Origin of the sequence: Bartonella jaculi (genome assembly GCF_039543045.1) — a bacterium.
In the GTDB taxonomy this organism is placed as follows: Bacteria; Pseudomonadota; Alphaproteobacteria; order Rhizobiales; family Rhizobiaceae; genus Bartonella; species Bartonella jaculi.
This window is the reverse complement of record NZ_BAABIZ010000006.1, coordinates 1-24,316: the sequence shown is the minus strand read 5'-3', so window position 1 is coordinate 24,316 and position 24,316 is coordinate 1. Positions and strand designations below refer to the sequence as shown.

The 24,316-nt window shown below is 37.5% G+C and carries 20 protein-coding genes, 1 tRNA gene and 1 pseudogene; 15 read left to right on the top strand and 7 right to left on the bottom strand.

Annotated features, from left to right (window positions below; all coding sequences use genetic code 11):
* Window positions 1-102 precede the first annotated feature (102 nt).
* On the top strand, window positions 103-582 hold the full coding sequence (ruvX, locus tag ABD915_RS03915; RefSeq protein ID WP_345115444.1) for a Holliday junction resolvase RuvX: 480 nt from the start codon (window positions 103-105) through the stop codon (window positions 580-582).
* On the opposite strand, the gene ABD915_RS03910 is transcribed toward ruvX, so the two are convergent.
* The gene (locus ABD915_RS03910; protein ID WP_345115442.1) at window positions 567-2,195 is read right to left on the bottom strand and encodes an acyl-CoA dehydrogenase family protein; all 1,629 of its coding nucleotides are present in this window, start codon (window positions 2,193-2,195) and stop codon (window positions 567-569) included. The two genes, ruvX and ABD915_RS03910, sit on opposite strands and share 16 nt — an antisense overlap.
* A gap of 135 nt (window positions 2,196-2,330) precedes the next feature.
* Between ABD915_RS03910 and ABD915_RS03905 the strand changes: the two genes are divergently transcribed.
* The 4 genes from ABD915_RS03905 to dprA are packed head-to-tail and all read left to right on the top strand — an operon-like array spanning window position 2,331 to window position 6,430.
* Window positions 2,331-3,296 carry an aspartate carbamoyltransferase catalytic subunit gene (locus tag ABD915_RS03905; RefSeq protein WP_345115439.1) on the top strand — a complete coding sequence of 322 codons (966 nt, stop codon included), beginning with the start codon at window positions 2,331-2,333 and terminating at the stop codon, window positions 3,294-3,296.
* Window positions 3,293-4,597: a dihydroorotase gene (locus tag ABD915_RS03900; RefSeq protein WP_345115436.1), complete on the top strand. Its 1,305-nt coding sequence runs from the start codon at window positions 3,293-3,295 to the stop codon at window positions 4,595-4,597. The genes ABD915_RS03905 and ABD915_RS03900 overlap by 4 nt, the downstream gene beginning before the upstream one ends.
* 8 nt (window positions 4,598-4,605) lie before the next feature.
* Window positions 4,606-5,241 (top strand): glycerol-3-phosphate 1-O-acyltransferase PlsY, encoded by a 636-nt coding sequence (gene plsY / locus ABD915_RS03895; protein WP_345115636.1) that lies wholly within the window; start codon window positions 4,606-4,608, stop codon window positions 5,239-5,241.
* Complete coding sequence (gene dprA / locus ABD915_RS03890; protein ID WP_345115435.1) at window positions 5,216-6,430, top strand: DNA-processing protein DprA; 1,215 nt, start codon at window positions 5,216-5,218, stop codon at window positions 6,428-6,430. Before plsY ends, dprA begins: the two co-directional genes overlap by 26 nt.
* On the opposite strand, the gene ABD915_RS03885 is transcribed toward dprA, so the two are convergent.
* Entirely contained in the window at window positions 6,360-6,566 is a 207-nt protein-coding gene (locus ABD915_RS03885) for a hypothetical protein (protein WP_345115433.1), read from the bottom strand. The genes dprA and ABD915_RS03885 overlap by 71 nt on opposite strands.
* Window positions 6,567-6,814: 248 nt before the next feature.
* Here ABD915_RS03885 and topA point away from each other — a divergent pair, with 248 nt between their 5' ends.
* The 6 genes from topA to ABD915_RS03855 all read left to right on the top strand — a co-directional run bounded on the left by topA (window position 6,815) and on the right by ABD915_RS03855 (window position 15,649).
* On the top strand, window positions 6,815-9,376 hold the full coding sequence (topA, locus tag ABD915_RS03880; RefSeq protein ID WP_345115431.1) for a type I DNA topoisomerase: 2,562 nt from the start codon (window positions 6,815-6,817) through the stop codon (window positions 9,374-9,376).
* A 3-nt stretch (window positions 9,377-9,379) separates the two neighbouring features.
* A complete protein-coding gene (gene rnr, locus ABD915_RS03875) occupies window positions 9,380-11,662 on the top strand; it encodes a ribonuclease R (protein WP_345115429.1) in 2,283 nt (760 codons plus the stop codon).
* Window positions 11,663-13,293: 1,631 nt separating this feature from the next.
* Entirely contained in the window at window positions 13,294-13,461 is a 168-nt protein-coding gene (gene rpmG / locus ABD915_RS03870) for a 50S ribosomal protein L33 (protein WP_004864083.1), read from the top strand.
* Window positions 13,462-13,889: 428 nt separating this feature from the next.
* Window positions 13,890-14,453 carry a thermonuclease family protein gene (locus ABD915_RS03865; RefSeq protein WP_345115427.1) on the top strand — a complete coding sequence of 188 codons (564 nt, stop codon included), beginning with the start codon at window positions 13,890-13,892 and terminating at the stop codon, window positions 14,451-14,453.
* Between the two features lie 45 nt (window positions 14,454-14,498).
* Complete coding sequence (locus ABD915_RS03860) at window positions 14,499-15,134, top strand: uracil-DNA glycosylase family protein (RefSeq protein WP_345115425.1); 636 nt, start codon at window positions 14,499-14,501, stop codon at window positions 15,132-15,134.
* Window positions 15,135-15,157: 23 nt separating this feature from the next.
* Window positions 15,158-15,649 (top strand): Lrp/AsnC family transcriptional regulator, encoded by a 492-nt coding sequence (locus tag ABD915_RS03855; RefSeq protein ID WP_345115422.1) that lies wholly within the window; start codon window positions 15,158-15,160, stop codon window positions 15,647-15,649.
* A gap of 34 nt (window positions 15,650-15,683) precedes the next feature.
* Here ABD915_RS03855 and cobT read toward each other — a convergent pair whose 3' ends face one another.
* From cobT to glpD, 3 genes are all read right to left on the bottom strand, one after another.
* Window positions 15,684-16,691, bottom strand: a complete 1,008-nt coding sequence (gene cobT / locus ABD915_RS03850) for a nicotinate-nucleotide--dimethylbenzimidazole phosphoribosyltransferase (RefSeq protein WP_345115418.1) — start codon at window positions 16,689-16,691, stop codon at window positions 15,684-15,686.
* A 363-nt stretch (window positions 16,692-17,054) separates the two neighbouring features.
* Window positions 17,055-18,035, bottom strand: a complete 981-nt coding sequence (gene dusA, locus ABD915_RS03845; RefSeq protein ID WP_345115415.1) for a tRNA dihydrouridine(20/20a) synthase DusA — start codon at window positions 18,033-18,035, stop codon at window positions 17,055-17,057.
* Window positions 18,036-18,496: 461 nt separating this feature from the next.
* A complete protein-coding gene (gene glpD, locus ABD915_RS03840; protein ID WP_345115413.1) occupies window positions 18,497-20,029 on the bottom strand; it encodes a glycerol-3-phosphate dehydrogenase in 1,533 nt (510 codons plus the stop codon).
* A 348-nt stretch (window positions 20,030-20,377) separates the two neighbouring features.
* Here glpD and ABD915_RS03835 point away from each other — a divergent pair, with 348 nt between their 5' ends.
* The 4 genes from ABD915_RS03835 to ABD915_RS03820 all read left to right on the top strand — a co-directional run bounded on the left by ABD915_RS03835 (window position 20,378) and on the right by ABD915_RS03820 (window position 23,660).
* On the top strand, window positions 20,378-21,247 hold the full coding sequence (locus tag ABD915_RS03835; protein ID WP_345115410.1) for a DsbA family protein: 870 nt from the start codon (window positions 20,378-20,380) through the stop codon (window positions 21,245-21,247).
* A 254-nt stretch (window positions 21,248-21,501) separates the two neighbouring features.
* Complete coding sequence (accB, locus tag ABD915_RS03830; protein WP_345115407.1) at window positions 21,502-21,993, top strand: acetyl-CoA carboxylase biotin carboxyl carrier protein; 492 nt, start codon at window positions 21,502-21,504, stop codon at window positions 21,991-21,993.
* A 14-nt stretch (window positions 21,994-22,007) separates the two neighbouring features.
* On the top strand, window positions 22,008-23,366 hold the full coding sequence (accC, locus tag ABD915_RS03825; protein ID WP_345115404.1) for an acetyl-CoA carboxylase biotin carboxylase subunit: 1,359 nt from the start codon (window positions 22,008-22,010) through the stop codon (window positions 23,364-23,366).
* A gap of 218 nt (window positions 23,367-23,584) precedes the next feature.
* Window positions 23,585-23,660: transfer RNA gene (locus tag ABD915_RS03820), tRNA-Thr, on the top strand.
* A 99-nt stretch (window positions 23,661-23,759) separates the two neighbouring features.
* Here ABD915_RS03820 and ABD915_RS03815 read toward each other — a convergent pair.
* Together ABD915_RS03815 and ABD915_RS03810 are read right to left on the bottom strand one after the other, a co-directional pair.
* Complete coding sequence (locus tag ABD915_RS03815; protein WP_345115402.1) at window positions 23,760-23,963, bottom strand: helix-turn-helix transcriptional regulator; 204 nt, start codon at window positions 23,961-23,963, stop codon at window positions 23,760-23,762.
* Window positions 23,964-24,035: 72 nt separating this feature from the next.
* A pseudogene (locus ABD915_RS03810) lies at window positions 24,036-24,316 on the bottom strand (lambda exonuclease family protein); the annotation flags it as partial.

Genomic DNA, 24,316 nt, shown 5'->3' with positions numbered 1-24,316 from the left:
TTCTGGCTATACAAGGCTGAATTTGCAAGCGCAAGAATATTAACGCAAATACAAAATATCAAGTATGAACCTGCAATATTAAAAAAATGAATCATAAGCCACATGACCGTTATTAACATAGATCAAGTTATTACACATCTTTTGCCCGGACAAACAATAGCAAGCTTGGATTTGGGTACAAAAACAATCGGAATTGCGATTTCTGATATGGGGCTGACTTTTTCAAATCCGCGTCCTGTCCTTCAACGAAAAAAATTTACGCTAGATGTCTGCAAGCTTCTACAAATTTTTGACCGTGAAAACGTGGGGGTTATTATCATTGGCTTGCCTCTTAATATGAATGGAAGCAGCGGTCCTCGTGCGCAAGCAACTAGAACTTTTGTGAGCAATATGGCGATACATACAAAAATTCCCTTTGTTTTTTGGGATGAACGTTTATCGACGATTGCTGCACAACGCTCCCTTTTAGAAATGGATGTATCACGCACTAAAAGAGCAAGCCGCATTGATTCTGCTGCTGCTGCTTTTATATTGCAAGGCGCTCTCGACAGAATTCAATCTCTTCATCAGATGGAGGGATAAAGAACATTGAGCAAGTGTTCTGCATTATATCGTGCAATCAGCATACCATAGGAAGCTCTCCATTGTCCTCCAAGGCGGCTTTCCATATAGGCATTTGCAACATGCTCTATGTCTACATGATGTAATGATGCAGCCGCCGCTGCATATGCTACTTGTTCAACAAAAAATCTTCCTGCGCCCTCGTTTGTCGATGCCATACTTACAGCAGACTTGATAATCTCCATTGCTCGTGGCCCCGCTGGACCAATATCAAGTGCAATTTTTTCTAATAATTTCTGGAATAATCCAGGTGCTTTTTCAGCTATGAGAATTGAATCCTTTACTAATTGATTAGCAGAAGTATTTCTAACCACCCGCGCAGGTCCATTACACAACATTTGCGATAATGGATTTCCCTCTATAAAGCTTTCGATACCAAGCTGCGCAATAATTTCACCGACGATAGGAACGACGAGTTGGCTCACATGATAAGCAATGATAGGCGTCATGATTCGTGCAAAAGCTGCTTCAGAGCGATCACTTGCAGCATTGTCAAATGCCCGTGCTAAGCGCAAAACCAATGCTTGCGAAGCAGCAATATCAAGTGCAATATCTGCAAAAATACGCTCTGTCAGCGGCGGCAAAGGCTGATCCGGCATCTTTTGTCGAAAAAAATCTATGCCAAATTGAAGCGCAGCCCGTAGAACTCCTGCCGATATAACAGACTGATCGAAACGCATCATAGTTTCGATATCTTTAATGACTTTAAGTCCCTCTCCAGCATTCCCTAAAAGCCAACCACAACTTCCTTGAAAATCAACAACCCCCTCTGGCGTTGAAATTTCTCCAGAACGCTGCACTAAATGATGGATCGATATATTACCATTTAATGCACCATTTTCTTGTATGCGTGGAACTAAAAAGCAACTTAAATGGCCCTCTAACTCCGCGCTAACAAGATATCCGTCAACCATAGGATTAATAACATTGGTTTTTATAACATTTAAACGATACAGATCACGCCCCATCTTTTCATCAAAAGCGATTTTTTGCACACTTGGGAAATTAAAAGAGTATTTTTCACTTTTCTCAACTTCATCAAAAGCACAGGTAAGCGAAGCCGCCTTTTTTTTATTAATAGGCTTTGACGATAAGTCATATTGGCGTGATAAAAGTACATTTTGCCATTTTCTGAAGAGCTCAACATCACTAATTAATACGGCAATAGATGCACTTGTTATAGCCACTTCATTCAAGTGCCCTGTTTCTAAACTAGCAGCTAAAGCCAAGCGAATAGCACGTGCTTGATAGCGTATCCCATTTTCTGAAGTGGTATTTTCCCAAAGTGACGTGACTAAACCAGCCCGCCTGGAATATTGTTGAAGTACTTGATAAGAAGAGTGTATCTCTAAGTGTTCTGTTAGCTTTCCCCATTCATCGTTATAGCGCAACACTGGTCGATTACGATTCGCTAAAGAGGAAAGTTCCCATGCTTCACGACTCGCCACAAAATCTCCCATTTCTTCAAAACTTGCTAACAAAAACGTAGGCAAAGTAGAGGCAATACGAAACATAAGTGTATCACTAAGAAATGCATTTTTTCGGCGGACATTTTGAGTAGACACAGCATTCATAGGTATATTCCTATTATTCAAATTATTCATAATCATAGATTAATAGACTATTTGTCATTTTGCAGTTAAAAAACATTTATCACATTCAAACACATACTTATTTAATCTCTTTAGAGAGAGATAGAAAAGAATGCTATGGCTCAAAACACTTTTTTTCCCCTTTTCCCCCACCAACATCTTTTAGGTATTAAAGGTCTGAGTGTACAAGACCTTACCACATTACTTGATCGTGCAGATGCAAATGTTATCCTTTCTAAAAAAATTGATAAGACAAAATCTATATTGCGTGGACGCACGCAAATTAATCTCTTCTTTGAAGCTTCCACACGAACACAATCCTCGTTTGAATTAGCTGGCAAGCGTTTGGGAGCAGATGTGATGAGTCTTTCTATTGGCAATTCATCTGTAAAAAAGGGAGAAACATTAATTGATACCGCCACAACCCTCAATGCGATGAAACCAGATATTCTCGTCATTCGCCATCATTGCGCCGGAGCAGCTACTTTGTTAGCACAAAAAGTTGATTGTTGCGTCATTAATGCGGGTGATGGTGCCCATGAACACCCAACACAGGCTTTATTGGATGCTTTGACCATTAAAAGAACAAAAGGCCGGATTGAAGGATTAACTGTTGCAATTTGCGGAGATATTTTGCACTCACGTGTTGCACGTTCAAATATCCTTAGTCTCAATGCTTTGGGAGCACGTGTGCGTGCTGTCGCTCCCTCAACACTCTTGCCAACAAAAATAGCCGATATGAGCGTTGAGGTTTTTAATACGATGAAAGAAGGACTTAAAGATGTTGACGTCATTATGATGTTGCGCTTGCAACATGAACGTATGACAGGTTCTTTTATTCCCTCTATTCGTGAATATTTTCATTATTTCGGCTTACATAAAGAAAATTTATCCTATGCCAAAAATGATTGCATTGTTCTGCATCCTGGTCCAATAAACCGTGGTATAGAAATCGCATCTGATGTAGCAGATGGACCACAAAGCATGATTCATACACAAGTAGAGATGGGTATCGCCGTGCGTATGGCTGTTATGGAGGCTTTGTTGGATTCACGCCTTAAGGTAAGTGGAGAAAAAAAATGACAAAGCCAAGTGTTTTTCAAAATGCTCGTATTATTGATCCTTCACGCGCAATCGATGAAATTGGCACAGTTATTGTTGAAAATGGGCTGATTACAGCAGCTGGAAAAGAAGCCTTGAATCAAGGTTTTCCAGAAGGAGCAGAAGTTATTAATGCACAAAACAAAACAATTCTCCCTGGGCTTGTTGATGCCCGCGTCTTTGTCGGAGAGTTAGGAAATGAACACGGTGAAACAATCGCATCAACAAGTCAAGCAGCAGCAGCAGGTGGTATTACCTCTTTTCTTATGATGCCAGATACGCATCCAGTCATTGATAATGTAGCACTTGTTGAATTTATTAAACATACAGCACAAGAAAAGTCATCGGTCAACATTTATCCCGTCGCTGCGATTACTCAAGGTTTTAACGGACAAGAAATAACCGAATTTGGCTTACTAAAGGATGCAGGAGCTGTTGCCTTTTGTGAAGGAAAAAAAACGCTTCAAAGTTCATCTGTTATGCGACATGCAATGACTTATGCACGCGATTTCGATGTTACATTGATGCATGAAACTCAAGACAAAGATCTTACAGGACAAGGCGTTATGAATGAAGGTCTCCTAGCCAATTGGCTAGGTCTTTTTGGCATTCCTCGCGAAGCAGAAGTCATCCCGCTCGAAAGAGATTTGCGTTTAGCAGCATTAACCCAAACACGCTATCATGCTGCACAAATATCGACAGCATTATCTGCTGACGCACTTCGTTTAGGCAAGCAACGGAGTACAAAAATTTCAGCTGGTGTATCCATTAATCACTTGTCTCTTAACGAAAATGATATTGGTGAATATCGTACTTCTTTCCGTCTCATGCCTCCATTGCGTACAGAAGAAGATCGTATAGCTATGATTGAAGCAATAAAAGATGGAACAGTGGATATTATCGTTTCTTCCCATGAACCTCAGGGCATTGATAAAAAACATTTTCCCTTTAATGATGCAGCTGTAGGTGCCATTGGCATGGAAACTTTATTAAGTGCAGCTTTACGCCTTTATCATGATGAAACCATACCTCTTCTACGATTAACTGAACTTTTATCAACGGCTCCTGCAAAACTCTTTGGAATTAATGCAGGAACACTCAAAAAAGGTGCTTATGCAGACCTTATTTTGGTTGATCTTGATGAGCCATGGGTCGTTTCTCCAGAGAAGTTGTATTCACGTTCAAAAAATACACCTTTTAAGAATGCCCGCTTCCAAGGATGTGTTCTCCAGACCCTTGTTAAAGGACAAACAATTTTTAAACTTGATCAACAAGCTTTATGAGATTCTTAATGAGTGAAGCAGCAACACTTTTTTCATTCACACCATGGTTTACCTTTCTGATATCCTATTTTGTTGGATCTATCCCATTTGGACTATTTTTTACGCGATTAGCCAAGCTCGGCGATGTGAGAACAATTGGTTCTGGAAATATTGGAGCTACAAATGTTTTACGAACAGGAAATAAAAAAGTTGCTGCTCTCACGCTTCTTTGCGATATATTAAAGGGAACTATTATTATTCTTGTTGTAAAATTTTTAAGTGCCCCAACAGAAAACAGTATCATTGTTTCTCTAGCTGGTTTTTTTGCCTTTTTGGGACATCTTTTTCCTATATGGTTGAAATTTAAAGGTGGCAAAGGCGTTGCTACCTATCTTGGTGTATGTTTAGGGCTCTACTGGCCAGCAGCAATTGTTTTCATTGTTGTGTGGATGGCGATTTTTCTACTCACACGCTATTCTTCGTTATCCGCGCTTACTGCTGTTATTATCACTCCAATATTTGTTTATTTTTCCTATCCTTATTTTTACGCTCATTGTATGCTGATCACGATGAGCATATTTGTGTATATAAAACATCACGCCAATATCGGTAGATTATTAGTTGGGAAAGAAAGCAAGATTGGGACTCAAAACGGGGATAAATAAAGGAATCCTACTCACTGATCGTCAACGTCTAAATTGGTTACGGTTGTTGCGTAGTGAAAATATCGGAGCAGTGAGTTTTCGCAATCTCATTGATCATTATAAAACAGCGGAAAATGCCCTAGCAGCACTTCCAGAGCTTAGTAGAAAAGGTGGTCTTTCAACATCTATCCGAATAGCAACGTTAGAAGATGCTGAAAAAGAAATGCAAGAAGCTGAAAGATTAAGTATTCGGTTTGTTGGTATAGGAGAACCGGATTATCCAGCCTTTCTTAAGGTCACGGAAGCAGCGCCGCCGCTTATCGCCATAAAAGGCAATGTTGCAGTTTTTCAGAAATCTTCTGTTGGAATTGTGGGATCTCGAAATGGTTCGGCAGCGGGCAAAAAACTTACGGCTCAATTTGCTCGTTTTCTGGGGGATGCAGGCTTTACAATTATTTCTGGATTAGCCCGTGGAATTGATAGCATTGCGCATCAAGCAAGCTTGTTAACAGGTACAGTCGCAGTGATGGCTGGTGGAATTGATCACATTTATCCTCCTGAAAACAAAAAACTACACGAAGATATTATCGCTAACGGTGGAGCAATTATCAGTGAAATGCCCATTTCTTGGAAGCCACGTGCTATCGATTTTCCGAGAAGAAATCGCATTATTGCAGGTTTATCACTCGGACTCTTGGTTGTAGAGGCTGCACTGCGATCAGGATCTCTTATTACTGCACGTCAAGCTACTGAAATGGGACGATTGATTTTTGCCATTCCCGGCTCTCCACTTGATCCAAGATCCGTTGGTACAAACAACCTCATCAAGGATGGTGCTCTACTAACCACACATCCCTCTGACATTGTAGAAACACTTACTCCTTTAACCCCAACGGCCATTAATTCACAACTCAATTTCTTTGAGGAAGCAGAGACTCTTCAAATTGAAAAAGAAAGTTTTCGTTCACCTGATGAAAAAACTTATAGCCCCCCTTCAATTGGAGATGACGCAGAACGTATAGCTGTCCTCTCAGCTCTTTCAATGACTCCAATTGATTTAGACACACTCAGTACCCACTCAGGTGTTCCACTACAACACCTTTACCTTTTGTTGGTTGAACTCGAGCTTGCTGGAAAGCTTATTCGACACTCTGGTGGTTATGTGTCATTGTCGAGTTCGGATCTTCTCCAAGCGTTTCAGCACTATTAATAATACTTTGCCCTTCTTTAGCCACCATATCCAAAAGTAAAGCTAAAAGAGGACTCCGAGCTTGACGCGCCATCTGGTTCATCTGTTTTGACATATCTGTAATGTATTGGATAACTTTTAAATGATTTATAAACATAATCTTCTATCCTTGAGCATTTCCCCTCCTATTTCTCAATAGACGTTATCTTAATATTTCGCCGTATATTTTTGTATTAACTGCGGAAAATAAGTCGTGCGGTCTTATATAGGGTGCATTATAAGTAATGGCAATCATAGGTTGTGTAAATATTAATGTTTTTTATGTGCTCTTCATCAATTGGCATTGGCTATTCGCATGAAAGGAGTTTATAAAAAAGTTTTCTATTGCAACATTCGGGTAAAATTATGAATATCGTTATCGTTGAATCTCCAGCAAAAGCAAAAACAATTAATAAATATCTTGGATCTGAATACAAAGTCGTAGCATCATTTGGACATGTTCGTGATTTGCCCGCAAAAGATGGCTCTGTTCTACCCGATCAAGATTTTTCTATGAAATGGAATGTGGATTCTGCCTCCGCTAAGCGTTTGAATGAAATAGCAAAAGCAGTCAAAGACGCCGATAGCCTCATCTTAGCAACGGACCCTGATCGTGAAGGGGAAGCTATTTCGTGGCATATTCTTGATGTTCTTCGTCAAAAAAAGGTTTTAAAGGATAAACCTGTTAAACGGGTTGTGTTTAATGCTATCACTAAAAAATCTGTGCTTGATGCGATGAATAATCCACGTGATATTGATACATGGCTTGTAGATGCTTACCTTGCACGTCGTGCACTTGATTATCTGGTCGGTTTTACACTCTCCCCTGTTTTATGGAGAAAACTTCCTGGTGCACGTTCGGCTGGTCGCGTTCAATCGGTTGCCTTGCGCATTATTTGTGATCGTGAATCAGAAATAGAACATTTTATTAAAGAAGATTATTGGACTATTACCACGCACTTGAAAACCATCCGAAATGACGGTTTCCCTGCAAGATTAACAATGTTTAATCAAAAAAAGATTGGAAAACTTGATATTCAATCTCAAGAACAAGCAGATCAGATTCGTCTTATGTTGGAGGGCGCAAAATATCGCACATTAAGTGTTGAAGCAAAGCCCACTAAGAGAAATCCTTCTCCCCCGTTTACAACATCTACTTTACAGCAAGCAGCTTCTTCAAAGCTAGGTTTTTCAGCTTCACGGACCATGCAAATTGCTCAAAAACTTTATGAAGGTATTGAAATTAATGGTGAAATGGCAGGGCTTATTACCTATATGCGTACTGATGGTGTCCAAATAGCACCAGAAGCCATTGATACAGCACGGAAAGTCATTCATGAATCCTTTGGCAGTAATTACGTTCCTGAAAAACCACGTTTTTATTCAACAAAAGCAAAAAACGCACAAGAAGCACATGAAGCTATCCGCCCTACGGATTTTCAACGTATTCCCAGTCAAGTACGCGATTTTCTCGACAGCGATCAAGCTAAACTCTATGAGCTGATATGGAAGCGCGCTATTGCCAGTCAAATGCGTTCCGCTGAAATTGAACGCACAACTGTTGAAATTGAAGCACAGCAAGGAGAAAACCACGCAAATCTACGTGCGACAGGTTCAGTTGTTCGTTTTGATGGTTTTATTTCCGTTTACACTGACCCAAGAGAAGAAGAAAATGGTGAAGAAAATGAAACGACACGTTTACCACAAATGAATACTGGTGAAGCACTTACAAAAGAAAAAGTTGAATCCATACAACACACCACAGAACCACCACCCCGTTATTCTGAAGCTTCCTTAATTAAAAAGCTTGAAGAGCTAGGCATTGGTCGTCCTTCAACTTATGCATCTACATTGGCTACATTGTGTGATCGTGGATATATCACAATTGATAAACGAAAGCTTATTCCTGATGTAAAAGGACGTGTTGTTACAGCTTTTCTTGAAAATTTTTTTAATCGTTATGTGGAATATGGATTCACAGCAGATCTTGAGGAAAAACTAGATCTTATATCGGATGGAACACTTTCTTGGAAAGACGTATTGCACGATTTTTGGAATGGATTTAATGCGTCTATTACCAATATCCAAGAACTGCGTATAACGAATGTTCTCGATGTTTTGAATGTAACATTAGCACCTCTCGCTTTTCCTATACGTGAAGACGGAAGCGATGTTCGTTCCTGTCCTCTTTGTACAAATGGCCAGTTATCCTTAAAATTAGGGCGTTATGGTGCATTTGTGGGCTGTTCCAATTATCCCGAATGCAAATACACGCGCCAACTTGGCACAGACGCAGGAGAAGAGAATGAAACCATGCGTAATGATGAACCTGTCATACTAGGTATAGACCCTGAAACAGGAAAAGATATCTCTCTTCGCAATGGCCGCTTTGGACCCTATATTCAACTTGGTGAAAGCAAAGGAGCTAAACGTGCAGGTCTACCAAAAGAATGGCAAACAGAAAATATAACTCTTGATAGAGCCTTAGCCTTATTATCTCTGCCCCGTGAAATTGGCATTCATCCTGAAACAGGTAAAATAATCACAGCTACAATTGGCCGGTATGGTCCCTACCTTACCCATGATGGTAAGTCTGCTCCTCTTCTTCATGCGGATGAAGTTTTTGATATTGGAATCAATCGTGCGGTTACAGTACTTGCCGAAAAACAAGAAAATAGAACAAAGCGAAGCAGAACAACAACCGCAGCACTCGCAATATTAGGAGAGCACCCAGATGGAGGAGCTATCACCGTACGCAATGGACGTTACGGTCCATATGTTAATTGGGGTAAAATTAATGCAACATTGCCAAAAGATAAAGATCCAATTAATGTAACACTCTCAGAAGCATTAGAACTGATATTGGCCAAAGCATCCGGTAAAAAAGTAACCTCAAAAAGAGCTTCTTCTAAAACAAAAGAGACATAAATTTTGGCTAAAAGCGAAAAAAAAACAAAATATTTCTCAGCACTGAATTTGGAACGACTGCCCAATAAGGCAGAAATTCTTTCCTTTATTGATGAGAATCCTGATCGTTCCAGTAAACGTGAAATAGCCAAAGCTTTTAACTTAGAAAGCGATTCTCGTGTTTGGTTAAGAGATATATTGCGTGATTTAAAAAATCATAACTTAATACCAAAACAGCATAAAAAGACAGTACATAAAGGAAAATTACCAACAGTTGCTGTCGTAAAAATTAGCGGACGTGATGAAGACGGCAGTTTTATTGCTCAACCTCTTGAGTGGGAAAATGATTCAAAACCAAATATTGAAATATTCCCTTTTCATCGCATAAAAGGAATAAGCATTGGTGTTGGCGACCATATTCTTATAAAAATTTCTCAAAATAAAGCTTCTCAAAGTGCTTCTTATACAGGACGAATTATTCGTAAAATTGATGTATCACCCAAAAGCACGTTTGGCGTTGTGCGGAAATTAGAAAATGGCCAGTGGCGACTTGAGCCTATAGAACGCAAAACTGATGAACTGATTATTGATGCGTCTTCAGAAATTAATGTAGAATCTGGTGATCTTGTTGAAGTCGAAATTAAAAAAAATACTGGTTATGGATTAAAAAGCGCAAAAATAAAGAATGTTTTAGGACACATTGAGAGTGAAAAAACACTCTCAATGATTGCTCTTCTTTCGAAAAAAATTCCCCATACTTTTCCTGAAGATGTTCTTAAACAAGTAAAGAATGTAAAACCTGTTCGCATAGACAACCGTGAAGATTGGCGGCAATTACCACTCGTTACAATTGATCCACCAGATGCAAAAGATCATGATGATGCAGTTTATGCAACAAGGGATAAAGATCCTAAAAATAGAGGCGGTTGGATTGTTGTTGTCGCAATCGCAGATGTTTCTTCTTATGTCAAAACGGGAAGTGCCTTAGATAAAGAAGCATTGAAGCGGGGAAATTCTGTTTATTTTCCTGATTATGTTGTGCCAATGCTCCCCGAGCGCATTTCTAATGATTTATGTTCTCTGCGTGAAAGCGAAGAAAGACCAGCTTTAGCAGTTCGTATGATTTTTGATGAAAATGGGAATAAAAGAAAACATAGTTTTCATCGTATTATGGTGCGTGTAGTAGCTAAACTCTCTTATCAAGAAGTACAGTTGGCAATTGAAGGAAAAAATATAAATAAAAAAACAGCCCCCCTTTTCGAGAGCGTTTTGCAACCATTGTGGGAAGCTTATGGGTGTCTTAAAACCGCGCGTAATCGTCGACAACCACTCAAATTAGAAATAGCAGAAAAAAAGATTATTCTTAATCAAAATGGTTGTATCCAAGATGTTGTAAATGAACCACAGCTAGAAGCACATCATTTGATTGAAGAATTTATGATTCAAGCTAATATTGCGGCGTCTGAAACATTAAAAAAACATCATCAACCCCTCATTTATCGTATTCATGATAAACCTTCTCTTGCTAAGCAAGAAATACTCCGAAACTTTCTTCAGAGCTTAGGAATACCACTCTCACGTGGAAGTGAACTTACCTCAGCACGCCTTAATAACATTTTGGCAAAAGTGACGAATACTCCACAACAAGAATTGGTCAATCAGGTTATTCTGCGCACACAATCTCAAGCTGAGTATAATCCCAAAAATATCGGCCACTTCGGTTTGAACCTGCATAACTATACACATTTTACATCACCGATCCGCCGTTATGCTGATCTTATTATTCATCGAGCACTCATTAAAACTCTGCAATTAGGTGACGACCACCTAACAGATGCACAAGAACAAAATCTCGCAGAAATTGCTAGTCAAATTTCTTTATATGAACGTCGTGCAATGATGGCTGAAAGAGAAACCATTGATCGGCTTGTTGCACACTATTTAACAAACAAAATTGGCCGTACTTTTGTAGGTCGCATTTCCGGAGTTACAAAAGCAGGTCTCTTTATTTCTCTTGAAAAACTCAATGTTGATGGCTTCGTACCTATTTCTACACTAAAAAATGATTATTATCATTTTGATGAAGCACAACATGTCCTTATCGGAAAGCGTAGCCATAAAGGCTATCAACTGAGTGATATAGTAGAGGTGAAGCTTATAAAAGTACAACCCTTTGCCGGGGCCTTATGCTTTGAGCTCTTAACAGAACCTCGCCCTATAGCCTTTTCATCTGCTTCCTATCATAAAAACAAATTTATAGCGAAAAAACGAAAGCGCACTTTTTATAAAAAAAATAATATGAGATAAAAACTAAGAAACTGCGTAAAATTAACACTCCAATTTTTAAATACTACAACTTTACTTATATTATAAACAATCATAAAAACAGTAGTCTAAAAGAAATTTTTAAACTAAATTATTAAAAGCAATGTATTGCACTATATTATTTTAAGTAAGCAAGTACCTCTCTTCATCATATGAAATTGTGTATTTTATTTTTAAGTGAGTAACGACCATATAAAAATCTGAAAGAACTCCGAATGTTCAATGGATAGAAAATCTGCAATAGAGAAATATATCTTTCTTTCATTTTAAGATCAGCTTTGCATAAACTTCATGAACAAAGGTATAATTAAACCACCCTTATGATAAAAAAACTTTGGACGTTCAAAACAATGCTTTGCGTGCAACCATAGGCACTATAAGGATAGGATTGGATACACTATGCCTTACTACTAATGACTGAGAGAAATGTTCAAATGCTGTTACTTGTTATATCAAAATAGCTGATGGAATCATCGCCATTATTGCAGCCATTTTTGCTTCCCGAATCATTGCATATCCGAATATTATCAAAATAATATCACTTATCTTATGATGGTTATTGGCTCTTTAATTTTTTTAAGGTTCTATGTTCTTAAATCAATATAAGTATGGGTTATATTGAGATTTATATTGCATTTACCATGAAAATTATATTTATCCTATCAGAATTTTAGATCAACAGTTGTACAGTATCTAAAAAATGTGATTTTGTATTTTTTATTCATATTATTATATGAAAATGAGAGCTAACACGACTAAAGAAAATAAAATCACAAGGATTTATACCTTTTGTTACTGCCAATGTCCTTACTGTATTTGCTAACACACTAATTTGGGCGGCTTGAAAATTAAATAAAACATTTAAAGAGAGTCATACCCTATTGTTCCTATATTTTTTCGCGTTCCTACCTTAAAAACAGCAATATTTGTTGATAGTTCTCTCCCAATAGGAACATTGACTCTTATAACACTCTTTAAGTTTATCCATTGGATATAATAAAATAAGGCGAAACACTTTATGATAACATTTGTAATGAATGTTTACTTTTAATTCCTATCAACAATGAACGAATATGTAAAGAATCGGTGTTAGCGCCTTATGGGCTGCGCTATCTTAAGCTTTATCGGAACTTTTATGATACCATGGATAACAAAACATTCATGGCTTTTAATGTTTGCTCTCTTTCTCCTCGATGTCCTCTTTTCTGACCTTTCTACAGTCTAGCTTGCACAGTCAAGAACATGCCTCGAAGAGTCCAAGCATGCGACTGTCAATCCTACTTTTATTTTTTGCTATATTTATTCTTATTACTTTTTTCGCTGTTTTAATAATTTTGCTTCCTATTATCAGTTGGCAAAAGAAATCAGTATGCTTATCGGACCAATCATTATAGGCTAAATAATAGATATCTTTAAACCATTTTGGTTTTCAGCTACGATGGCTTGTTTTTTGCTTAGATATCGTTTTGGTAATTGTCTAACGCACGAGAAAACTAATCAGCTCTTGACTTTTTTTAGAACATCCGTAGTGTTGCTCAAGAATCTCATGGTATCCGAGATGGATTCTGAGAGTAAAATGATATCGTTTTCAGTATAAAATAGGACTCTTAATTATGGCTAAGGCAGCAACCATTAAGATTAAGCTTTTGTCGACTGCAGATACTGGTTTTTTTTATGTGACAAAGAAAAACAGTCGTACAATGACAGATAAGATGAGCAAACGTAAATACGATCCAGTTGTAAAAAAACATGTTGAATTTAAAGAGACAAAAATTAAATAACTAATTTAGATCGTTTAAACGATAACCTCTGTTACTGAGAGTAAATGCAACTTGCATTTCTCTTTAAGGTTTTTTTCAGGGAGTTTTTTGTTTTTTGGCTTTTTAAAAATGAGAAAAAATTTAGGCTGATTGTTAGAAGAGTATAAGGTTATCGTGTATCTGTATGTTTATTTCATAAACTTGTAAAAAGTTAAAAGAAGTTGAGTTATTTGTTTTATGCTTTTCTGTATTCTAATGATGAGTATCATCATGATATTTGTATTTGATGTATTGATGATATTTAATCGAGAAAGCGAATTGTATACGCAAAAAATCTTCTATTCTTAAGAAATAGAGTTGTTTTTGTTAAAATAATGGCAACCGAGTGCAGAAATTATAAGCAAACTCTCTCTAAATTAAGCTTATCATGGTCGTAGTTTTTTGATTTTATGAAAAAAAAATCTCATTTTGATCTAAGCAAAGTTAACCTAAAGATTATAATATACTTTAGTATTCTTATCGCTACTATCATTGCTATTATTACGACAGTTTATATTAAGCATACTCAAATACTCCCTCAAGAAGTAGCCTCTATTTCTCAAGAAACTATCAAAGGGAATGCCACCATTATTGATGGTGATTCAATTATGATTTCCTCTACTATGATTCGGCTTTTAGGAATCGATGCTCCTGAGCTCCACCAATTTTGTGGTACCAAAAAAGCACGCTACCCATGCGGACTTGATGCAAAAAAATATTTAGAACGACTTATAGCAAACCAACCTGTTACATGTCATTGGTACAAAAAAGATAAATATCGCCGTATTCTTGCGACATGTAAAACAAAGCAAGTCAGTAACATCAACGCAACAATTGTACAGAATGGTTGGGCTGTAAGTTACCATGACTATCCTAAAGAAGAACAAGAAGCCAGAAAGAAAAAAAAAGGAATATGGCGATCAAGTTTTCAACAACCGAGAGAATGGCGAAAAACGCATCCTCGAACAGAATAAAGTATTTTCCTTTTTGTAGCATATTCTTTAATTTCCTATTTGACGATGAAAAAACAGCAGTGTAGTCAAATTCTCAAACTTGAGAAAAAAATTTATTCCTGTCGTGTTTGTATCAAAAATCCACATTATCTTCCTCCTCTTCCGCATGAACCAAAACCTGTGGTTTATTTATCCAGTACGGCTTCGATAGCAATCGCAGGTCAAGCGCCAGGGCTGCGTGTTCATGAAAGTTCCATTCCTTTTAATGATCGTTCTGGAGAAAGATTACGCTACTGGCTCAATGTAACACGTGATGAATTTTATAATAGGTCTCTCTTTGCTATTGTTCCTATGGGATTTTGTTTTCCAGGCTATGATCAAAATAAATCTGATTTGCCACCAAGGCGTGAATGTCGAGAAATATGGCATGAAAAGGTATTTCAAGCCATGCCACAAATAAAACTTGTTCTTGCTATTGGAAGTTATGCGCAAAAATGGCATATTACAGGGTTAAAACATAAAACTGTCTCAGCAACCATCCATGATTGGAAAAACATTCTCTCCATACGTCAACCTCGAGGCTATAATGTCATGCCTTTACCCCATCCATCATGGCGAAACACTTCTTGGTTACAAAAAAATCTATGGTTTCATGATGAGCTTATTGTGTACTTGCGCAGTTTAGTGCGTAAATTTTTATAAACTGAATATTGAGAAAGAAAAACATGGATCGTCTTGATCGAAAAATTTTGCATCTTTTGCAAGAAAATGCGACACTTTCTGTCGCTGATATCGCTAAAAGAGTTGGACTTTCTACCACTCCTTGTTGGCGCAGAATTCAAAAACTTGAAGAAGATGGTGTTATTCAACGCCGTGTCGCTGTTCTTTCTCCAGAAAAAGTAAATGCACACGTCACTGTTTTTGTTTCTATTCGCACAAACACACATAGCCACGAATGGTTTAAGCGCTTTTCAAAAATTGTACAGGAATTTCGTGAAGTGATCGAATTTTATCGGATGAGTGGAGATATTGACTATTTATTACGTGTCGTTGTTCCTGATATTGAAGCATATGATATTTTTTACAAAAAATTAATTGCTAAAATCGATATTCGTGATGTTTCATCTTCTTTCGCGATGGAACAGATTAAATATACAACAGAATTACCACTCAACTATATCAAACTGCATGAAAAAACGAATGAACAAAACTCTTAAAGGCTTCTTTTAGTTTTTAAACACACTATCATCCCTAAGCAGTCAACTCTTCTTGTGCGAATATAGCCATTTGTGCATGCGTTAAAACAGCTGCTTTTACAATACCAGCTGCCATAGCCGCACCTGTCCCTTCGCCAAGGCGTATCCCTAGATCTAAAAGCGGTTCTTTACCAATTTTTTCTAAAAGCTTGCGATGTGCTGGCTCAGAGGAAACGTGTCCAACAAGAGTATGATCAAGAACTCTTGGATGCATTTTATAAAGGATTGCTGCTGCTGCCGTTGCTACAAAACCATCTAAAATAACCGGTATTTTTTCCATTCTTGCCGCTAAAATGGCACCAACCATGGCAGCAATTTCACGTCCTCCTAAGCGACGCATTATTTCAAAAGGATCATTAAAATAATGCTTATGTAAAGAAACTGCTGTCTTTACTGCTGCTATTTTACGCTGATAAAATTTCTCCTCAGCCTCTATCTCACTTCCTATCCATTCCTCAACTTCTCCACCAAATAATGCTAAACATAAAGCTGAAGCTATCGTTGTATTTCCGACTCCCATTTCACCGATACACAAGAGATCTGTTCCACCAGCAATAGATTCCATTCCAAATGCCATTGTAGCAGCAGCGCTGCGTTCATCCATTGCTGCATCTTTGGTAATATTCATTGTTGGATATTCCAAAGCCAAATCAAATATCTTCAATCCAAGATCATAAGCTATGCAAATTTGATTGATAGCACCACCACCAGTTGCGAAATTTTGTACCATCTTTTGTGTTATAGATTGCGGAAATGGTGTAATATTCTCATCTGTGATGCCGTGATTCCCAGAAAAAATAGCAACCAACGGCCGTGTTACGATAGGCTTTTCTACACCTCGCCATCCTGCATACCAAACCGCTATATCTCCCAACTTTCCTAGTGCTCCCTGCTCCTTTGTTAAACTTATTTGCCGTTTTTTTGCCAAAATTATAGAAAACTCATCAGCGACAGGTAAATTTGTGAGTAAAGCACGAAAATCATCAAACGGATTAACGGTCATGAAGACACCTTTTAAAAATCTATAATATGCAGTAAGAATCTTGTCATATAAACAGGATATGAATAATTTGTTGTTTTTTAAAATTAGCGTTTTTAACACATTTAATATTATTAATGATAATTCTTGTACTCACTAACGGTTTTTATCGACGTACAGACGAACAATATTCTCAAAGCCTTATCCCATTTCAATTTTAGCTGAACGATTGATGAATATATTCTTTAACATGTGATTCAGCGTCTTCTCTACAAGAAAGGTTCAAATTTCTAAAATTGACAAGTTTTGATGACTTCAAAACCTTTCCCAAGGAGAAAAGCTTCAGCAAATCTAAACTGTGCTATCAGTTGATATGATAAAATATTACTAAGTGAGAACAGAAAAAGCTTCTTTTAAAATATGTACGCCTGCATCTCTTTTTATTGCATCATTTGATAATATTTGCCGCCATCGACGTGCCCCATCTCGACCATGAAACAAGCCAACCATATGACGTGTTACATGAGAAAGCCGCCCCCCTGAAGCGATATGTTTGGTAGCATAATCACACATGGCTTCAATAAGGTCACCATCGCTGAGATCATTCTGCGACTCGCCATATATTTCAGAATCAATATACTTCAATAAAATTGGATCATGATAAACTTGGCGCCCCACCATGACAGCATCACACAAAGTCAAATGCTCTTTAATCTCATCAATCGATTTAATTCCACCATTTATCCCAATGAATTTATGAGGATATTTACGTTTTAATTTATAAACTCTTTCATAATTAAGTGGAGGAATATCACGGTTTTCCTTTGGATTTAATCCTTTTAACCAAGCTTTACGTGCATGAACCCAAAGTGCATCACCCCCAGCATTCCAAACTTGATCAGCCAAAAGATCTAAAGCCAATTCTTCATCTTGCTCGTCTACCCCAACACGACATTTAACAGTTACAGAGAGTGTAACAACTTGTTTCATCGCTTCCACAGCATTTGCTACAATGTCGGGATACAGCATCAAACAAGCACCAAATGTGCCAGATTGAACGCGATTCGACGGACAACCAACATTGAGATTTATCTCATCATAACCAAAATCTTCTGCAATTCGCGCAGCCTCGGCTAATTTTCGTGGATCTGATCCTCCTAATTGCAACGCAATTGGATGTTCTTTATCACTCAAAGCCAATAGTTGTTTTCGAGCGCCATGGATTATAGCATCTGCTACGATCATTTCTGTATAAAGCAGTGCCTTTTTTGTTAAAAGGCGATAAAAAAATCTACAATGTTGATCCGTCCAGCCCAACATTGGCGCTACTGCAAATTTTACTGGTGAAGGAGAACTATAAAATATCATAGGAGCTTTACTCTTATATTTCCTTTAAGTGCTCCCAATCTATACATATAAATACCCGATTAAATACCCGATTTTTATTATTTTATAGAAATTTTTATTATCTCTTATCATCATTGAAGACATAAAACACGTCCTCTCCAATTGTCTATCCCCAATAGAGCTAAAATTTTCTTAAAAACAATAAAACAAAACATATTGTTTTAACGGAACAACTTCTGCGGGTAGGATTACTCAACTGACTTTATGAAATGCTAAACTTGGACAGAATCTCTCTCAATGATGTTCCTCTCCACTTATCCTATCCTTCAAATGTTATCAGTAACACCCCATACAGCATCTAAGATATTTTAAATCCGATCAACAATAGACTAGAACTTTACACAATCATGCCATTATGGCTTATTTCCTACGCGAATGAATACCCAATAAGGGTACTATAAACCTTGTAAAGACTGCAATCATCATAAACTTTGTGCGCTCTCTTTTTTGTTTTGTATATAGGCAGAAAGAACATCAACCTCTTCTTTACTAAACAAAAGTCCAAGTTTTGAACGGCGCCATAACACATCTTCACATGTCTTGGCCCATTCCTTTTCCATTAACCATTTTACTTCTACTTCATAAAGCCCATGTCCAAAATCTTTCCCTTTATCGGCCTTACCATTTGCAAATATCATCAGCGCCTCAGAACCGTAAGACCGTGCAAGTCTACGGTATGTAAAAGCATCTAAATCTGGAATCAAAAAAGCGATCTTATTTTCGATTGTATCCAATCCATTATATGGAAAATCCCCCCCAGGAAGCGTTGAGTTTTTTGTCCACGCTGCTCCCTTTTTACCAAGAGCTTTTTCAATAAATTTCATCGCATCTTCAGCTAATTTGCGGTAAGTTGTAATCTTACCGCCATAAAGATTAAGAAGCCGTGGCGAACTTTCCGTACCCATCTCTCTTAGAACGTAATCCCGCGTGATTTCTTGTGCTTTTGAAGCTCCATCATCATAGAGCGGACGCACACCAGAGTAAGCCCAAACAATGTTCTCACGCAACACCGGTTGTATGAAATATTCACTCGCTGCTGTACAGATATATTCAATCTCAATATCCGTAATATGAACATTCGCAGGATCACCTTGATAGTCACAATCTGTTGTCCCAAGCAACGTAAACTCTTCTTGATATGGAATAGAAAATATAATACGTCCATCACCGTTTTGGAAAATATAAGCACGATCATGGGCATAAAGCTTGGGAACCAAAATATGAGAACCTTTAACAAGTCGTACTGGTGGATGCTCTTTACAATTTAATACATCTGCTAAAATATGATTAATCCAAGGACCAGTCATATTTGCAACATAAGAAGCTGTAACACAATATTCTTTGCCACTTAACTTATCTCGAAGAACCATAAGCCACTTTTTTTCTTCTCTCTTTAAAGAGAGAACTTCCGTCCTTACTTTTATATCTGCCCCCTGTTTTTCTGCATCGCGTGCATTAGCAATTACTAAACGGGAATCATCTACTCTTGCATCAGAATACTCAAAGCCTTTATGGTATTCTTCCTTAAGTATAGAGCTAAATTTTTTTGAAAAATTAACTGTTTTACTGCGCCACAGTTTTTGATTCCAGTTACCGAGATAATCATAAATAAAAAGTCCAAAACGTAACATCCAGGCAGGACGCAATTTTTTATGATAAGGAAGAATAAAACGCAAAGGACGCACAATATGTGGAGCCATATGCCAAATGATCTCACGTTCTTTCAGCGCTTCACGAACAAGTCTAAACTCATAGTGTTCAAGATAACGGAGACCACCATGAATAAGTTTTGTTGATGCACTTGATGTTCCTGATGCAAGATCATTCATTTCAGCCAATCCTACTTTAAATCCGCGTCCAGCTGCATCTCTTGCCAATCCACATCCGTTTATTCCTCCACCAATAATAAACAGGTCATAATGCGTTATGCTTTTCATAATTTCACTTTTCATCATTCAATTTAACTTTTTCGAATGTGCCCAATAAAGCAACAGCAAAAAGTCAAAACAAATGCTCTCTATTGGATTGTTAATGTGTTTTTTTCTCAGTAAATAGGCATAAAAATATCTTTGATATCATCATAAATGAAAACAACATTTGATAAAAAAGTAAGCTTCAGCTACTATAAAAAGCATAATCACTATAAAACATGCGTTACATAAAATCTTCTTATAGAAAAGAAAAAAATTGATATTTTTTCTGCAACTCACTAGACTTAAAACATAGTTAATTGCTTTGTTCCATATACGCAATACTTTTCATAGAGTTTAATCAACATCACAAAAAAATATGAAGGTATACAGATGCTCTATCAGCCTCAACATAAAAAAACTACGCTCAGTGCAAAATTTTCAGCAACAGTTATGTTGAGTATTTTAATCTGCTTCTCCCTATCAGATGCAAAATCAAGTGAGAAAACAGCAAATTATTTGAGCTCAGAAAACCTTAAAACACAACTTTTGGAAGATCCCAGCTTTTTAACTAAGCTTAGAGAAAAAATTACACCACATATCGATGATCATGATATTCGAAAGATCATAAGAGAGTATTTACTTACTCATCCAGAAATTATGATTGAAATGCAGCTTATCCTTCAAGAAAAGCTGGAAAAGCAAAGCGAGCAAAAAGCTCAAGAACAAGCTTCCGTTATCAGTTTGTTAAAAAAGGAAATTTTTCACTCCCCTCATGATGCTGTTTTGGGAAATCTAAACGGTGCAAGAGTGCTTGTTGTTTTTTTTGATTACAATTGTGGATATTGTAAGATGTCCTATTCATATATAGAAAACTTAATAAAAGAACACTCAGACCTACGGATTATTATTAAAGATTTACCAATTTTAGGATCTGATTCTATGGCAGCGCATACTGTTGCCTATGCTTTTCGAAAACAATTTCCAGAGAAATATCCTCAGTTTTATAAAGCGCTTTTAACGCATCCGAGTCGTGCAAATGAAGCACAAGCTATAAAAATAGCAATTTCATTAGGAGCAGATGAAAAAAAGCTGCGCAATGCAATAAAAAATCCTAACTTGCGAAATTCCTTTAAAGAAAATATTCAAATCGCCTCCCAACTCTATATTACGGGAACGCCTTCTTATATCATTGGTGATAAAGTGCTTATCGGAGCTGTGAGCGAAGATATTCTAAAAGAAACCATAGAAAATATGCATTGAAGATCTTTTCTTTCGCGCGTTAACTTTGTAAAGAATACCGTAAATGAAGTGATTTTATGCTTTCTCTTTTTTAATAACATGCTTATAAGTACAATTCCTCGTAGCAGACACTGGTTTTAAATTGCAAAGTATAATCTGAAAAACTAAATAGCTTTTAATAGAAGCTTCCTTAAAAGCGCATCCCTAGTCTAGAGATATTAAGTCATAAGAATTAAATAATGACGATCTTCATTGATCAAGGAGTTAGAAATAAAATGGCAACAAAAAAAGTGGACGCGGCAAAACATACCGCAATCGATACGAAAATTATCCGTGACCTTGCTGAAATTTTGAATGATACAAATTTAACAAATATTGAACTTGAACAGGGTGGACTTCGTATTTGTGTATCGCGTCAAAATGTCTCTGCCGCTCCAGAACAGACAATCTACGCGCCCATTTCCACTCCTACTGTTGCCGTAGCTTCTTCTCCAACTCCAGCAACTGCAACTCCTACACAAGAAGACAAGTCAAAGAACGCGATAACATCTCCAATGGTTGGTACAGCCTATCTTGCACCTTCACCAGGTGCACAGTCTTTTGTAGAGGTAGGGCAAAATGTTTCTGAAGGACAAACGTTACTTATTATTGAAGCAATGAAAACGATGAATCAAATTTCATCACCACGCTCAGGCACGGTAACTACTATTTTTGTTAAAGATGGCCAGCCTGTTGAGTTTGGTGAACCACTTATTGTTGTTGAATAAAGCGAGGAACAACTATGATTCGGAAAATCCTCATTGCTAATCGGGGAGAAATTGCTCTTCGCGTTTTGCGAGCCTGTAAAGAACTTGGAATAAAAACCGTAGCTGTCCACTCAACTGCTGACGCTGATGCAATGCATGTTCGTCTTGCTGACGAAAGTGTCTGTATTGGCCCTCCTCCAGCTCGCGATTCTTATTTGAGTGTTCAGCAAATTATTGCTGCGTGCGAGATCACAGGAGCTGATGCTGTTCACCCAGGTTATGGTTTTCTTTCTGAGAATGCAAAATTTGCAGATGTTTTAGAAGCCCATGATATTACATTTATCGGCCCAACGGCTGCGCATATTCGAATCATGGGTGACAAAATCGAAGCAAAAAAAACTGCCCAAAAACTCGGAATTCCTGTAGTCCCAGGTTCAAACGGGGCAGTCACTGAAGAAGCAGAAGCTTTACGTACTGCGAGTGAAATTGGTTACCCCGTTATTATTAAAGCTTCTGCTGGTGGTGGTGGACGCGGCATGAAAGTTGTCCATTCTGAGCAAGAATTTGCTTTAGCTCTCGAAACAACCCGTTCAGAAGCAGCAGCGGCTTTTGGTGATGATGCAGTTTATATCGAGAAATATTTAGAAAAACCCCGCCATATTGAAGTTCAAGTTATAGGTGATGGTGCAGGGAATGCTATCCATCTAGGAGAGCGCGATTGTTCACTTCAACGGCGTCATCAAAAAATATGGGAAGAAGCAACTTCACCCGCGCTTAATGAAACTGAACGGAAAAAAATTGGCGATATTGTTGCCAATGCCTGTGCACAACTTAAATATCGTGGAGCAGGCACCATTGAGTTCCTTTATGAAAATGGCGAATTCTACTTTATTGAGATGAATACGCGTTTACAAGTTGAGCATCCTGTCACTGAAGCAATTACAGGCATAGATTTAGTCCATGAGCAAATTCATATTGCATCAGGCTGTAGACTTTCAGTTGCACAAGATGATGTTTTTTTCTCTGGGCATGCTATTGAATGTCGTATTAATGCAGAAGATCCCGTTAACTTTACGCCATCACCAGGAACCATTACACATTTTCATACCCCGGGAGGTTTAGGGATACGCGTTGATTCAGGTGCTTATTCAGGTTATCGCATTCCACCTTATTATGATAGCATGATTGGGAAGCTGATTGTTCATGGACGTACACGTTTAGAATGCATGATGCGTTTACGGCGTGCTTTAGATGAATTTGTGGTTGATGGTATCAAAACTACATTGCCTCTCTTTCGCGATCTCATTAACAATCAAGATGTCGCAGATGGTAATTATAATATTCACTGGTTAGAAAAATATCTTTCTAATCAATCAGCCTCTTCTGATTCGTAATCTGATAATGAAACAGAAAATTCTCATCAACACTTCTAATAAGAATTAATAAGTATTAACATGAGAATATAATATCCAACATTTCTGAAAAAGATGGTAAAAAATAAAGAATCTGATTATTTTTATGATTTGTGATATAGGCTTTTAAAAATGTGTACAAAAACTGACAATTTTCTATTTTCCTTTTTGTGAGTTTGTGCTACTTCCTGTTTGGTTATGCCCTTATAGCTCAGTTGGTAGAGCACCTGATTTGTAATCAGGGGGTCGGGAGTTCGAGTCTCTCTGGGGGCACCATTTTTTGCTTTTAACGCATTGAAATATATAGATTTTCTCTTTAATTATTTGTTTTAAGACCACCTTTTAGTCCACCTATTACAGTTTATACAATTTTATCTAATTTGTTGTTATTTGTTCCTTATTTTTCTCTGGAGTAAAGGCTAAGATCTCTTTTTTTCTCCACCTTACTGCTCTCCCTAGCTTATATGGCTCTGGAAATATCCCTTGAAGCACCCAATTGCGAATCGTTGTTGTCGATACACTAAAAAGCTGTGCACACTCACGTGTCGTTACATATCTATCTCCATCATCAAATATCATCTCATTACCTTTCTCTTTTTTATATTAATTAAATGGGTGGGAGTGCTGGGAGGAGAGAGCACCCCCATAGGTTTAAGCGGCTTTTGCCAAAATCTTTTGCATCTCTTGTTCTATTTCCCCTAAAAAGATTTCGACCGCTTTATTAATCTCTTCAATGTATTGCTCATCACGGTTGACGCGTTTGATTTTCATTCTCAAACCAGTAGATCTGCCTACAAAGTTTGGATTATAGCTCATGAAATGACACCATTTACGTCCCGTACAAGCCATTTGGAATTGCATTTGTGCGATATATTCAGGCTTGATAGTGTCATCTATAAAAAAGCGTAAATGGTTTGGTGATTGTAGGCATT